The organism is Streptomyces sp. NPDC055506, from assembly GCF_053643595.1.
This window is the reverse complement of the sequence record NZ_JBSHKH010000089.1, coordinates 22,450-34,823: the sequence shown is the minus strand read 5'-3', so window position 1 is coordinate 34,823 and position 12,374 is coordinate 22,450. Positions and strand designations below refer to the sequence as shown.

12 protein-coding genes are annotated in these 12,374 nt (G+C 72.8%); 11 read left to right on the top strand and 1 reads right to left on the bottom strand.

Annotated elements, in window-relative coordinates; translation table 11 throughout:
* Positions 1-181: 181 nt before the first annotated feature.
* The 11 genes from ACWIF2_RS28025 (at position 182) to ACWIF2_RS27975 (ending at position 11,909) form a co-directional block, all read left to right on the top strand.
* On the top strand, positions 182-595 hold the full coding sequence (locus ACWIF2_RS28025; RefSeq protein WP_184594398.1) for a DUF3151 domain-containing protein: 414 nt from the start codon (positions 182-184) through the stop codon (positions 593-595).
* Between the two features lie 149 nt (positions 596-744).
* Positions 745-1,575 (top strand): tryptophan 2,3-dioxygenase family protein, encoded by an 831-nt coding sequence (locus tag ACWIF2_RS28020; RefSeq protein WP_454363564.1) that lies wholly within the window; start codon positions 745-747, stop codon positions 1,573-1,575.
* Positions 1,568-2,752: a kynureninase gene (gene kynU / locus ACWIF2_RS28015; RefSeq protein WP_454363563.1), complete on the top strand. Its 1,185-nt coding sequence runs from the start codon at positions 1,568-1,570 to the stop codon at positions 2,750-2,752. The genes ACWIF2_RS28020 and kynU overlap by 8 nt, the downstream gene beginning before the upstream one ends.
* A 229-nt stretch (positions 2,753-2,981) precedes the next feature.
* The gene (locus ACWIF2_RS28010; RefSeq protein ID WP_454363562.1) at positions 2,982-3,848 is read left to right on the top strand and encodes an alpha/beta hydrolase; all 867 of its coding nucleotides are present in this window, start codon (positions 2,982-2,984) and stop codon (positions 3,846-3,848) included.
* A 344-nt stretch (positions 3,849-4,192) separates the two neighbouring features.
* Complete coding sequence (locus ACWIF2_RS28005; protein ID WP_454363561.1) at positions 4,193-5,098, top strand: alpha/beta hydrolase; 906 nt, start codon at positions 4,193-4,195, stop codon at positions 5,096-5,098.
* A gap of 13 nt (positions 5,099-5,111) precedes the next feature.
* Entirely contained in the window at positions 5,112-6,353 is a 1,242-nt protein-coding gene (locus tag ACWIF2_RS28000; protein ID WP_454363566.1) for an acyltransferase family protein, read from the top strand.
* Entirely contained in the window at positions 6,346-7,746 is a 1,401-nt protein-coding gene (locus ACWIF2_RS27995; protein WP_454363560.1) for a sensor histidine kinase, read from the top strand. Before ACWIF2_RS28000 ends, ACWIF2_RS27995 begins: the two co-directional genes overlap by 8 nt.
* A complete protein-coding gene (locus ACWIF2_RS27990; RefSeq protein ID WP_454363559.1) occupies positions 7,743-8,426 on the top strand; it encodes a response regulator in 684 nt (227 codons plus the stop codon). Before ACWIF2_RS27995 ends, ACWIF2_RS27990 begins: the two co-directional genes overlap by 4 nt.
* Positions 8,427-8,538: 112 nt before the next feature.
* Positions 8,539-9,879, top strand: coding sequence for a sensor histidine kinase (locus ACWIF2_RS27985; RefSeq protein WP_454363558.1), 1,341 nt, complete (start codon positions 8,539-8,541; stop codon positions 9,877-9,879).
* The gene (locus ACWIF2_RS27980; RefSeq protein WP_454363557.1) at positions 9,876-10,538 is read left to right on the top strand and encodes a response regulator; all 663 of its coding nucleotides are present in this window, start codon (positions 9,876-9,878) and stop codon (positions 10,536-10,538) included. Before ACWIF2_RS27985 ends, ACWIF2_RS27980 begins: the two co-directional genes overlap by 4 nt.
* Positions 10,539-10,706: 168 nt before the next feature.
* Positions 10,707-11,909 carry a cytochrome P450 gene (locus ACWIF2_RS27975; RefSeq protein ID WP_454363556.1) on the top strand — a complete coding sequence of 401 codons (1,203 nt, stop codon included), beginning with the start codon at positions 10,707-10,709 and terminating at the stop codon, positions 11,907-11,909.
* Between the two features lie 226 nt (positions 11,910-12,135).
* On the opposite strand, the gene ACWIF2_RS27970 is transcribed toward ACWIF2_RS27975, so the two are convergent.
* Positions 12,136-12,330: a hypothetical protein gene (locus ACWIF2_RS27970; protein ID WP_454363555.1), complete on the bottom strand. Its 195-nt coding sequence runs from the start codon at positions 12,328-12,330 to the stop codon at positions 12,136-12,138.
* Positions 12,331-12,374 lie beyond the last annotated feature (44 nt).

Below are 12,374 nucleotides of genomic sequence, written 5' to 3'. Positions count from 1 at the left end.
GGGGTGCCGCTGCGCCCACCCGTGCCGCCCTTGGCGGCACGATTGCCCGCAGCTATGCAGGACCGGTGCCCGCGGCTCGGTGGGGCCGGTGCCCGCAGCTCAGGCGGCTTGGGCGGCACGATTGCCCGCAGCTGAGCGCGACTGGTTTCCGCAGCTCAGTGGGATGGCGCAGACTTGGTGCATGTCCATTCACGAGAACCTTCTCGGGGGTCCGCCCCCGACCCATCTGCCCGACGACCCCGGGCCGCGTGAGCTGCTCGCGTCGGGTACCGCGCCGGTCGACGTCGCCGCCGCGCATCCGACCTCCTCGCTCGCCTGGGCGCAGCTCGCCGACGAGGCGTTCGAGCGGGGCGCGGCCGTGGAGTCGTACGCGTACGCCCGTACGGGCTACCACCGCGGCCTGGACGCGCTGCGCCGCAGCGGCTGGAAGGGCCACGGCCCGGTGCCGTGGGAGCACGAGCCGAACCGCGGCTTCCTGCGGGCCCTGCACGCCCTCGCCCGTGCCGCGCAGACGATCGGCGAGCAGGAGGAGTACGAGCGCTGCTCCCAGTTCCTCAAGGACTCCTCGCCGACGGCGGCGCAGGTCCTGGGCTGAGAGCGTTCTGCACGCGAGGTCCGTCCGGTCAGCGGGCGGGCCTTGCGGTTCCGGGGGACTATTGCGGAGTATGCCCCTGGGGACCGGGGCCCCCGTGCCGGAATCGGCAGGGGCGGACCGCTACCCGGAGTTATCTGCAGGAGACAGCGATGTCCCACGAGGCTCACGAGCCCGAGACCCCGCATCTCGATTTCCAAGGCACGACGCCGTACGAGGACTACGTCAAGGCGGACGTGCTCACCCACCTCCAGCACACCCTCTCGGACGACCCGGGAGAGATGGTCTTCCTGGTGACGACCCAGGTGATGGAGCTGTGGTTCACCGTCATCGTCCACGAGTGGGAGACGGCCGCGCGGGCACTGCGCTCCGACGACATCCCCACCGCGACCGCCGCGCTGAAGCGGTCCGTGCGCGAGCTGGAGGCGCTCAACGCCTCCTGGAGGCCGCTCGCCCAGCTCACGCCCGCCCAGTTCAACTCTTACCGCAGCGCCCTCGGCGAGGGCTCCGGCTTCCAGTCGGCGATGTACCGGCGGATGGAGTTCCTGCTCGGCGAGAAGTCCGCGTCCATGCTCGTCCCGCACCGGGGCGCGCCGCGCGTGCACGCCGAGCTGGAGAAGGCACTGCACGAGCCGAGCCTGTACGACGAGGTCGTACGGCTGCTCGCGCGGCGCGGGTACGACGTCCCGGAGGCCGTGCTGCGGCGTGACGTGGCGAAGCGCTACGAGCCGTCGCCGGAGGTGGAGGCGGCCTGGACAGCCGTCTACTCGGGTGACGAGAGCGACGGACTGGCCCGGCTGGGCGAGGCGCTGAGCGATGTCGCCGAGCTGGTGTGGCGCTGGCGCAACGACCATCTGGTCGCCACCCGCCGCGCGATGGGCTCCAAGACCGGCACGGGCGGCTCCGCCGGGGTGGCCTGGCTGGAGAAGCGCGCGCAGAAGAACGTGTTCCCCGAGCTGTGGACGGCGCGGTCCTATGTCTGAACTGGCGATGAGGGCCGAGAAGCTGGACGCCGCCGACGAACTGCGGGGCAAGCGGGACGGTTTCGTCCTCGACGATGTGGTCTACCTCGACGGCAACTCGCTCGGTGCGCTGCCGGCAGTCGTGCCCGGACGGGTCGAGGACGTCGTACGGCGCCAGTGGGGCGAGCTGCGCATCCGGTCCTGGGAGGAGAGCGGCTGGTGGACGGCGCCCGAGCGGATCGGTGACCGGATCGCCCCGCTGGTCGGGGCGGAGCCCGGGCAGATCGTGGTAGGCGACTCGACAAGTGTCAATGTTTTCAAGGCACTTGTGGGGGCCGTCCGCCTCGCCGGGGACGACCGCGACGAGATCCTCGTCGACGCCACGACCTTCCCCACCGACGGGTACATCGCCGAGTCGGCGGCGCGGATGACCGGCCGCACCCTGCGGCCGGTGACACCGGCTCAGGTGCCGGGCGCGCTGTCCGGCCGTACCGCCGCCGTGCTCCTCAACCACGTCGACTACCGCACCGGCCGGCTGCACGACCTGCCGGCGCTGACGGCCGCCGTGCACGAGGCGGGCGCGCTCGCCGTGTGGGACCTGTGCCACAGCGCGGGCGCCCTGCCGGTCGGGCTCGACGAGCACGGGGTGGACCTGGCGGTCGGCTGCACCTACAAGTACCTGAACGGCGGGCCGGGTTCACCGGCGTACCTGTATGTGCGCCGCGAGCTCCAGGACCGCTTCGACTCCCCGCTGCCCGGCTGGAACTCCCACGCCGAGCCGTTCGGGATGCGCCCTGCCTATGAACCGGCCTCCGGTGCGCCGCGCGGCCGGGTCGGTACGCCGGACATCCTCTCCATGCTCGCCCTGGAGGCGGCCCTGGAGGTGTGGGAGGGGGTGCCGGTCGAGGCGGTGCGGGCCAAGTCCCTCGCGCTGACGGACTTCTTCCTGGAGTGCGTGGCGGAGTACGTGCCGGAGGGCAGGGTCGAGTGCCTGACGCCGGTGGCGCACTCGGAGCGGGGCAGCCAGATCGCCCTGCGCTGTGACGACGCCGGTGACGTGATGAAACGGCTGATCGAGCGGGGTGTGGTCGGCGACTTCAGGGCGCCGGACGTGCTGCGCTTCGGGTTCACGCCGCTGTACGTGGGCTTCGCCGACGTGGAGCGGGCGGCGCGGGTGCTGGCGGCGACGCTGGGGTGAGCCGACCGTGACGGACGGTCCCTGCCGCCGCGGGGGCCGTTCGGTGCCGACTCGCCGTTCGTCACCAACTCGCCGTAGACGCAAGGAAACGGCTGAACCGCCCGATCTTCACCCAGCGTGACATCCACGTGTCCGCGCATGTCACGTGCCTGGTACCGTCCCGGCCAACGGCCGACTTCTGACCTGGTCCGCCCGTACGTTCTCGCTCGTTTCGCTGGAAGGTTGGAGCATGACGGACGACGTCGCAGCAGCACGGGCCGCTGCCGAGGAGAAGTCGGCGTTCTCCCACGAGCCCGTCGGCCCCGACGCCACCGCCGCCTACGGCGACCACCCCGACCAGGTGATCGACTTCTACGCCCCGCGCGTGCAGGCCGGCCCGGGCGGACTCGCCCCGGTCGTGCTCGTGCTGCACGGCGGTGCCTGGCGGGCGCCGTACGACCGGCGTCACATCAGCCCCTTCGCGGACTTCCTCGCCCGTCGCGGATTCGCCGTGGCCAGTGCCGAGTACCGGTGCGGCGGCGGTGACGACTCCCTCGCGGGCCGCTGGCCCGACACCTTCGACGACGTGGCCGCCGCGCTGGACGCCCTGCCCGCGCTCGTACGGGAACACCTGCCGCAGGCCGACCCGCGCCGTACGGTCCTCACCGGCCACTCGGCGGGCGGGCACCTCGCGCTGTGGGGTGCGGCCCGGCACGTCCTGCCGGCCGGCTCGCCCTGGCGCACCGGTGGCCCGGCGGCCCTGCGGGGCGTGGTCGCCCTCGCCCCGATCGCGGACTTCGCGGTCGCCGACAAGCTGGACGTGTGCGGGGGTGCCGTACGCCAACTCCTGGGCGGGGACGAGCACTTCGCCGAGCGTCAGCCGTACGCGGACCCCGCGCTGCTGCTGCCCACCGGCATCGCCACCACCCTCGTCCAGGGCCGGGCGGACCTCGATGTGCCGCAGATGGTCGCCGAGTCGTACGCGGAGGCGGCGGCGAAGGCCGGGGAGATGGTGGGGGTGACGCTGCTGGAGGACGTGGGGCACTTCCCGCTCATCGACCCGGCGGCGGACGCGTGTGCCGTGGTGGCGGAGGAGATCGAGCAGCTGGCCTGGTGACAGGCCTTCCCGACCGGACCCTTAGAGGGGCCCCCGGCCATACCCGTAGTACCTGAGAGCTACTCCGCAGGTGAGTTCCCCGGTGGGACGCGGACGACGAGTCCCGCTCCGTAACTTCCCTTCCGTGCAGACCCGATGGCCGGGTGCGCTGGAGGGGGACGACCATGGGGTCCGCATCGAGGTACCGCCGTAGCGACGGCCGTAGCGATGGCCGTAGTGACGGCCGAGGCGACGGCGACGGTGACCGCGACGGCGGTGGTGTGCGGCGTCGCGTCGGCGGTGGTGTGCGGCGTCGCGTCGGCCGATGGCGTCGTGCCGCGCTCGCCGCTCTCGTCACGGGTGCGGTGGTTCTCCCTCTTTCCGGGGCGGTGCGGCCGGAGATCCCCGCGCCCGCACCCGCCACTCTCGCTTCGCTCAGCGCGTCGACGCTGGACGAGGCGTACGCGGCCAACCGTGCCAACGCCGCCGAAGCGGCCCGGATGGCCGCGGGCCATCACGACCGGGCCCGGGCCGCGACGGACCGTTCGCTGGCCGCGCCGGCCCGGCGTCTTCTCGCCTTCGACGGCCGCGGCTCCGGCCGGGTGACGGAGGTCCTGGGCGACCTCGGCCGGGCCGACCGGATAGCCGTCCTGGTCCCCGGCTCCGACACGAGCCTCGACACCTACGGCCGGTTCCACGCGGCCGCGGCCGCGCTGTACGGGCAGCTCGTCCGGCAGGCCCCGGCGGGCACGCGCACCGCGGTGGTGGCCTGGCTGGGCTACGAGACGCCGGGCACGGTCAGCACGACGGTCACCACGACCGGCAGGGCGGAGCAGGCGGCCCCGCGGCTGCGCTCCCTGGTCGCCGACCTGCGCGCCATAGCGGGCGACGGACCGCGCGTCTCGCTGCTGTGCCATTCGTACGGCTCGGTCGTCTGCGGGCGGGCCACCGCCGGGCTCGCCGTCGACGACCTCGTGCTCGTCGGCAGCCCCGGAACCGGCGCGGACTCCGCCGCCGAGCTGCGCACCCGCGCCCGGGTCTGGGCGGCCCTCGGCGGCGACGACTGGGTGGCGAACGTCCCGCATCTCAGCGCGGACCTGTTCGGCACCACCGTCGGCTTCGGTACCGACCCCGTCTCCCCGGCCTTCGGCGCCCGGGTCTTCACCGCCGGCGACGGCGGCCACAGCGACTACTTCAGGCCCGGCTCGGCCTCCCTGACCAACCTGACCCGGATCGTCCTGGGCGAGACCAAGGCGGTGACCCATGGCTGACAACGGTGTACGGATGACCGGCATCGGCGTACGAGGTGTCCGGCACGCGGTGCTCCGCGGCGCCGACCGCGTCGGTACGGCCACCCCGGCCGGCCGGGACCGGGCCGTGGACGCCCTGCGCGCCGCGGCGGTGCTCGGCGTCGTCCTCGGCCACTGGCTGGTCACCGCCCTGGTCTCCGACGGCCGCGCCCTGCGCACGGCGAGCCCGCTCAAGGACATGCCCTGGCTGACGCCCGTCTCCTGGCTGTTCCAGACACTCGCCGTGTTCTTCCTGGTCGGCGGCCATGTCGCCACGCGCGGCTACCTCTCGGCCCGCGCCCGGGGCGTCCCGTACCACCGCTGGCTGACGGGCCGTCTGACCCGGTTGTTCAAGCCGGTCGCGGCCGTCCTCGGCCTGTGGACGATCGCCGCGCTCGCCCTGCTGCTGTCGGGCACCGAGTTCGGGACGGTCCGCACGCTGGTGAAACTGGCGCTGTCCCCGCTGTGGTTCCTGGTGGTGTTCGCCGCGCTGACGGCGGCGACTCCGTTGCTGACCCGGCTGAACCCGCTGTGGCCGCTGGCCGTCGTACTGCACGTGGACCTTGTGCGGTTCGGCCTGGGCGGCCCCTCCTGGCTGGGCTGGGTGAACGTGGCGGCGGGCTGGATGGTGCCCTACACCCTGGGCGCGGCCTGGACCCGAGGCGAGCTGGAGGGCCGCCGCGCGGGCTGGGTCCTGCTCGGCTGCGGCGCGGCGGCGACCGCCGTGCTCGTCGTCTTCGCCGGCTACCCGGCGTCGATGGTCGGCGTCCCGGGCGAGGGCATGTCCAACCTGGACCCGCCGACGCTGGCCGTCGTCACCTTCGGCCTGGCTCAGTGCGGTCTCGCCCTGCTGCTGCGCGAGCGGCTGCGGAACGCGATGCGCCGACCGGTGGCCTGGGCGGCGGTGGCGCTCGTCAACCTTTCCGCGATGACCATCTTTCTGTGGCATCAGACGGCCCTGATGGCCACGACGGCCACCGGCCTCCTCGCGGGCCGGCACCCCGGGCTGCACACACGGCCCGACGGGCTCGACTGGGTGGGGGCCCGGCTCCTGTGGCTTCCCGTGTTCGCCCTGGCCCTGGCGGTCTGCTGGGCCGCCTTCCGATTCTGCGAACAGGGCGGCGAGAAGGGCGGCGAGCAGGGCGTGCGGAGCGGCCGGCGGGGCCGGCGGTCGCGGGTCGTCCGGGAGCACCGTCCGTCCGGTCGGGGGACAGCGGCGGAGGCCCGCCATGTCTAGGCTGGGCCGCGTGACGGACACGGGGGCGGGCCGCGCGCTGCGAGCGCGCGGCGGGGGCTGGCTGCGGGCGCTGCGCGAGGACCTGTGGACGGTCCGGGCCGACCCGCTGCCGCCCTCCACCTGGCTGCGCTGGCTGCCGCACGGCCTGGTGTGCCTGGCCGCGTTCGGCGTCCTGGTCGGGGCCATGGGCGACATGGTGGACAACGGCCAGCTGAACACCGGGGCGGCGTTTCTGGTCGCGGGCGGGCAGGCCGGAGCCATGATCCTCGGGATGTGGCGGCCGGTCCCGGGGTGGTGGCTGTCCACGGTGAGCTGGGTGCTGGGCGCCGTCCTGCTGCACAGCCGGCTGGGCTCCGATGCCGAGACCTACACCTGGCCCTGGACGGCGGCCGGGATCATCTCCCACCTGTTCGTGCTGTTGCTGCTCGCGCTCCGCGTGCGCACCCGCGCGGCGGTGGAGGCGCTGGCCGTGACGGTGGTGCTCACCTCCGTCCTCCAGGGCTGGTGGTCGGCCGGTGTGAACTACGACGCCACCGGCACGGTCGCGGTCCCGCTGTCCGCCGTCGTCGTGGTCGTCGGCACCGCGCTGCGCGGCAGACGCGAGGCCCGTGCGGAACTCATCGAGCAGACCACGCTCACCGCCGAGGAGCGCACCCGGCGCACCCTGCTGGAGGAGCGCAGCCGTATCGCGCGGGAACTGCACGACGTGGTGGCGCACCACATGTCGGTCATCTCCATCCAGGCGCAGGTCGCCCCGCATCTCGTCGAGAACCCGCCCGACGAGCTCAAGGAGAACCTCGCGGGCATCCGGCAGAACGCCCTGGAGGCGCTGACCGAGCTGCGCCGGGTGCTGGGCGTGCTGCGCTCGGAGCACCCCGGGCCGGGGGAGGCGCCCGTCGGCCCGGGCGGCGCCACCGGCACCGCCGAGCACGCGCCGCAGCCCACCCTCGACCGGCTCGACGCGCTGGTGGAGAACACCCGGGCGGCCGGCCGCGAGGTCACCACGGAGATCAACGGCGAGCGGCGTCCGCTGCCGCCCGGTGTGGAGCTGTCGGCGTACCGGATCGTGCAGGAGGCCCTGAGCAACGTCCTGCGGCACGCGCCCGGCGCGAGCGCCAAGGTCCGTCTCACGTACCTGCCGGACGGGCTGGAGGTGGAGATAGTCAACTCCCGGCCGACCGGACCGGCGTCGCCCTCGACGGGGGCGGGGCACGGACTGCTCGGCATGCGGGAGCGGGTCGCCATGCTCGGCGGCACCATGACGGCGCACCCGTGGCACTGGGACGGCTTCAAGGTGACCGCGTTCCTCCCGGACACCCCGCCCGCCGACCCGGCACCGGGCTCCGACCGGATCACCTACCACTTCCCCGACCCCGAGGCAGGAACCCCATGACGAGCGGCAGCGGCAAACCCATCCGGGTCCTCATCGTCGACGACCAGGCGATGGTCCGGCAGGGCTTCACCGTGCTGCTCGGCACCCAGCCCGACATAGAGGTCGTCGGCGAGGCGAGGGAGGGCGGGGAAGCCGTCGCGAAGGCCGCCGAGACCTCCCCGGACGTGGTCCTGATGGACATCCGCATGCCCGGGGTCGGCGGTATCGAGGCCACCGAGCTGATCACGGCAGCGCACCCGGACATCAGGGTGCTGGTGCTGACCACGTTCGATCTCGACGAGTACGTGTACGACGCGCTGCGTGCCGGGGCCTCCGGGTTCCTGCTGAAGGACGCGTCGTCGGAGCAGCTCGCCGAGGCGGTCCGGGTGGTGGCGGCCGGGGAGGCGTTGCTCGCTCCGGTCATCACGCGCAAGCTGATCGCCGAGTTCTCCCGGCTGGACGACCGGCCCCGCGCCCCGCTCAAGGAACGCATCTGCGATCTGACCGAGCGGGAGACGGAGGTGCTCGCCCTGATCGCACAGGGCCTGTCGAACGGGGAGATCGCCCGGCACCTCTTCGTCGCCGAGCAGACGGTGAAGACCCATGTGGGCCGGATCCTGGTGAAACTGGGCCTCAGGGACCGGACGCAGGCGGCGGTGTTCGCGTACGAGTCGGGGCTGGTGCGGCCTTCGGGGTACTGAGGCGCCGCCCCTGGAGTCGCCGTCCCGGTCCCCGTAGTACCTGAGAGGGAGACCGAGGAACCCGTCTCACTGGGGACGACCGGGACCCGGGGGTGCGCTTACCTTTCTGTACGTGACCGAGACGACTCCCATCCAGACCATGCCGCCGGGGGACGGGGCCAAGCCGCACAGCCCGGAGTACCGGGTGGCGGTGGACTCCCTGCGCGGGCTGCGGCAGGACCTGATCCATGACGCTTTCGCCTACCGGCCGCTGCCGGCCCGGCGCACCGACGGGCGGTTCGCCCGGCGGCTGCCCGGCCGCCTGCGGGAGTACGCGGCCTGGACGCCGCACGCCCTGATCGTCACGGCGGCCCTGATCTCCGTGGCCTTCGCCACCGTCGACTCCGGCGGACCCGCCGCGCTGATGGGTCTGTTCTGCGCGGTTCCGGTGCTGCTGACCATGGTGCGGCCGGTGGGGGCGTTCTGGGTGTCCATGGTCTCCACCCCGGTCGTGGCCGTGGTCGGCAGCCGCTGGTTCGAGTGGCCGTGGGCGGCCGGCAGCTTCGTCAGCCATCTCACCGTGATGACGGTGGTGGCGATGCGCACCAGGCCGCGCACGGCCGGTTGGATGTGGGTGCTGACGGCGCTGTACGCCATCGTCGCGGACAGCGGCATCGGCCCGACCTCCATGTACGGCAGCAACTCCGGCGCCATGCTGATCCTCTCGGCGCTGATCCTGCTCTGCGTCACCGTCCGGCACATCCGCCGGGACGCCGTGCAGGAGGTCACCGCCCAGCAGACGGTTACCGCGCACGAGCGTTCCCGCCGCACCCTGCTGGAGGAGCGCACGACGATCGCCCGCGAGCTGCACGACGTCGTGGCTCACCACATGTCGGTGGTCGCCATCCAGGCGGAGGCCGCGCCCTACCGGGTGGAGAACCCGCCGCCGGAGCTGGAGAAGGCCTTCGCCACGATCCGGGTGAACGCGGTGGCGGCCCTCACGGAACTGCGCCGCGTCCTGGGCGTCGTGCGCGCCGAGGACTACGAGGCCCCGGACGCCCCGCAGCCGACGCTCGCCGAACTGGATGTGCTGCTGGCCAATGTGCGGGAGGCCGGGCTGAGCGTCGACAAGGTGGTGACCGGTGCGGTGCGCGAGCTGCCGCAGGGCGTGGAGCTGTCGGCGTACCGGATCGTGCAGGAGGCGCTGAGCAACTCCCTGCGGCACGCGCCGGGCGCGACCGCCCGTGTCGAGATCGGCTACGTGCTCGGCGGGCTGGGGCTGCGCATAGTCAACGGCCCGCCGCCGAACCCGAGCCTGATCAAGCCCTCGCCCGGCGCCGGGCACGGCATCACCGGCATGCGGGAGCGGGTGTCGATGCTCAACGGCGAGATGACGGCGGGCCCGACGGACGACGAAGGCTACGAGGTGGCGGTGTTCCTGCCGGTCACCCTGCCGGACGAGGGTGACGCATGACCATTCGCGTGCTGATCGCGGACGACCAGATGATGGTGCGCGAGGGCTTCTCGGTCCTGCTGAACGCGATGCCGGAGATCGAGGTCGTCGGCGAGGCGGTGAACGGCCGGGAGGCCGTCGCGAAGGTCCGCGAACTCGCCCCGGACGTCGTGCTGATGGACATCCGCATGCCCGAACTGAACGGCATCGAGGCGACCCGCGAGATCGTCGCCGGCGACGGCGAGTCGAAGGTGCTGGTGCTCACCACGTTCGACCTCGACGAGTACGTGTACCAGGCGCTGCGCGCGGGAGCCTCCGGCTTCCTCCTCAAGGACGCCTCGGCCCGCCAGTTGGCCGACGGGGTGCGGATCGTGGCCGCCGGGGAGGCCCTCCTCGCCCCTTCGGTGACCAGGCGTCTGATCACCGAGTTCTCCAAGCTCTCCGAGACCCCGCGTCTCATGCCCTCCGCGCAGGCGTACGGGGACCTCACCGAGCGGGAGACGGAGGTGCTGGTCCTGATCGCGCAGGGGCTGTCGAACGCGGAGATCGCCGAGCGGCTGGTGGTCGCCGAGTCGACGATCAAGACACATGTCAGCCGGATCCTGGTGAAGCTGGGCCTCAGGGACCGCACCCAGGCGGCGGTGTTCGCGTACGAGGCGCGGCTGGTGACACCCGGCTAGCCGGTGTGAGCAGGGGGACGTCGCCCCGAGGCTCTCGGGCCCCGGTGGCGAGCTTCTTGCCCCAGTCGTCCTTGTGGAGGATGCCCTTGGAGGCGTAGCCGACACCGACTCGACCGCGTGAAGGATCACCCCTGGTCAGTGAACGGCATGTGGGGCTAGCGTCCCGCCATGGCTGCCTTCGACCCGTGGGACCCGGCGTTCCTCGCCGACCCGTACCCCGCCTACGCCGAGCTGCGTGCCCAGGGCCGCGTCCACTACTACGAGCCCACCAACCAGTGGCTCGTCCCGCACCACGCGGACGTCTCGGCCCTGCTGCGCGACCGGCGCCTCGGCCGGACGTACCAGCACCGCTTCACCCACGAGGAGTTCGGCCGGACCGCGCCGCCGGCCGGGCAGGAGCCGTTCCACACGCTCAACGACCACGGGATGCTCGACCTGGAGCCGCCGGACCACACCCGGATCCGGCGCCTGGTGTCGAAGGCGTTCACGCCGCGCACGGTGGAGCGGCTGAAGCCGTATGTGCGGGGCCTGGCCGACGAGCTGGCGTCGGCGCTGGCGGAGGCCGGCGGCGGAGACCTGCTCAAGGACGTGGCAGAACCCCTCCCCGTCGCCGTGATCGCCGAGATGCTCGGCATCCCGGAGTCCGACCGGGCCCCGCTGCGCCCCTGGTCGGCGGACATCTGCGGGATGTACGAGCTGAACCCGTCCGAGGAGACGGCGGCGAAGGCGGTCAGGGCGTCCGTCGAGTTCTCCGACTATCTGCGCGAACTGATCGCGGCCCGCCGCAAGGAACCCGGCGACGACCTCATCTCGGGCCTCATCGAGGCACACGACGAGGGCGACCGCCTCACCGAGCAGGAGATGATCTCGACAGCGGTCCTGCTGCTGAACGCCGGCCACGAGGCCACGGTGAACTCCACGGTCAACGGCTGGTACGCCCTGTTCCGTAACGAGGCCCAGCTGGCGGCCCTGCGCGCCGACCACACCCTCATCCCCTCCGCCGTCGAAGAGCTGATGCGCTACGACACCCCGCTCCAGCTCTTCGAACGCTGGGTCCTGGACGAGATCGAGATCGCCGGCACGACGATCCCGCGCGGCGCGGAGATCGCCCTGCTCTTCGGCTCCGCCAATCACGACCCGGCGGTCTTCACCGACCCGGCGCGCCTCGACCTGACTCGCGCGGACAACCCGCACATCTCCTTCAGCGCGGGGATCCACTACTGCATCGGCGCGCCGCTGGCCCGGATCGAACTGGCGGCCTCGATGGCGGCCCTGCTGGAGAAGACCCCGGCACTCCGCCTCGCCGAGGAGCCGCGCCGCAAGCCGAACTTCGTGATCCGGGGTCTCGAGGGGCTCAGCGTCGAGGTCTGAGCCGCCGGAGCAGCGCCCAGGCCTTAGGGCCTGTCTGACAAATCCCCGCCTGCTCTGCGACGCCTGGCACGCACGCTCGCCGCGTTGCCGAACCGCCCACGTGGCTCCTCCCCCACTCTCGGCTTCGCTCGAGCGGGGGGACCCCCATCGAGGGCGCTCCGGCGCCTTGCGATCGCACGCACCAGACGCCGCAGAGCCCGCCCTCCGGGCGGACGACGGGGATTTGTCAGACAGGCCCCAGGGCAGCGGCGACCCCGCCGAGGAGCGCCAGCGGCAGTTCGGCGTAGAGCACGCTCCAGTCCGGGGCCGCCTCGAACCGCCAGAGGCGCTCCCGGACGTCGACGGCCCACACCGAGAGTCCCGCGCCCGCGCCGGCCGCCGCGGTCAGACAACCGGCCGCGGCCTGCGTACGTTGTCCCATGCCCGGCATGGACGTACGCGGGCCGCTGCGCGGTTCCCGCCGCC

What these genes read in the sequence shown, in the direction of transcription:
- ACWIF2_RS28025 (WP_184594398.1), top strand. Translation starts at nt 182, where the DNA reads ATGTCCATTCACGAGAACCTTCTCGGGGGTCCGCCCCCGACCCATCTG.
- ACWIF2_RS28000 (WP_454363566.1), top strand. Translation starts at nt 5,112, where the DNA reads ATGACCGGCATCGGCGTACGAGGTGTCCGGCACGCGGTGCTCCGCGGC.
- ACWIF2_RS27975 (WP_454363556.1), top strand. Translation starts at nt 10,707, where the DNA reads ATGGCTGCCTTCGACCCGTGGGACCCGGCGTTCCTCGCCGACCCGTAC.
- ACWIF2_RS27980 (WP_454363557.1), top strand. Translation starts at nt 9,876, where the DNA reads ATGACCATTCGCGTGCTGATCGCGGACGACCAGATGATGGTGCGCGAG.
- ACWIF2_RS28020 (WP_454363564.1), top strand. Translation starts at nt 745, where the DNA reads ATGTCCCACGAGGCTCACGAGCCCGAGACCCCGCATCTCGATTTCCAA.
- ACWIF2_RS27995 (WP_454363560.1), top strand. Translation starts at nt 6,346, where the DNA reads ATGTCTAGGCTGGGCCGCGTGACGGACACGGGGGCGGGCCGCGCGCTG.
- ACWIF2_RS27970 (WP_454363555.1), bottom strand. Translation starts at nt 12,330, where the DNA reads ATGGGACAACGTACGCAGGCCGCGGCCGGTTGTCTGACCGCGGCGGCC.
- ACWIF2_RS27990 (WP_454363559.1), top strand. Translation starts at nt 7,743, where the DNA reads ATGACGAGCGGCAGCGGCAAACCCATCCGGGTCCTCATCGTCGACGAC.
- ACWIF2_RS28010 (WP_454363562.1), top strand. Translation starts at nt 2,982, where the DNA reads ATGACGGACGACGTCGCAGCAGCACGGGCCGCTGCCGAGGAGAAGTCG.
- kynU (WP_454363563.1), top strand. Translation starts at nt 1,568, where the DNA reads ATGTCTGAACTGGCGATGAGGGCCGAGAAGCTGGACGCCGCCGACGAA.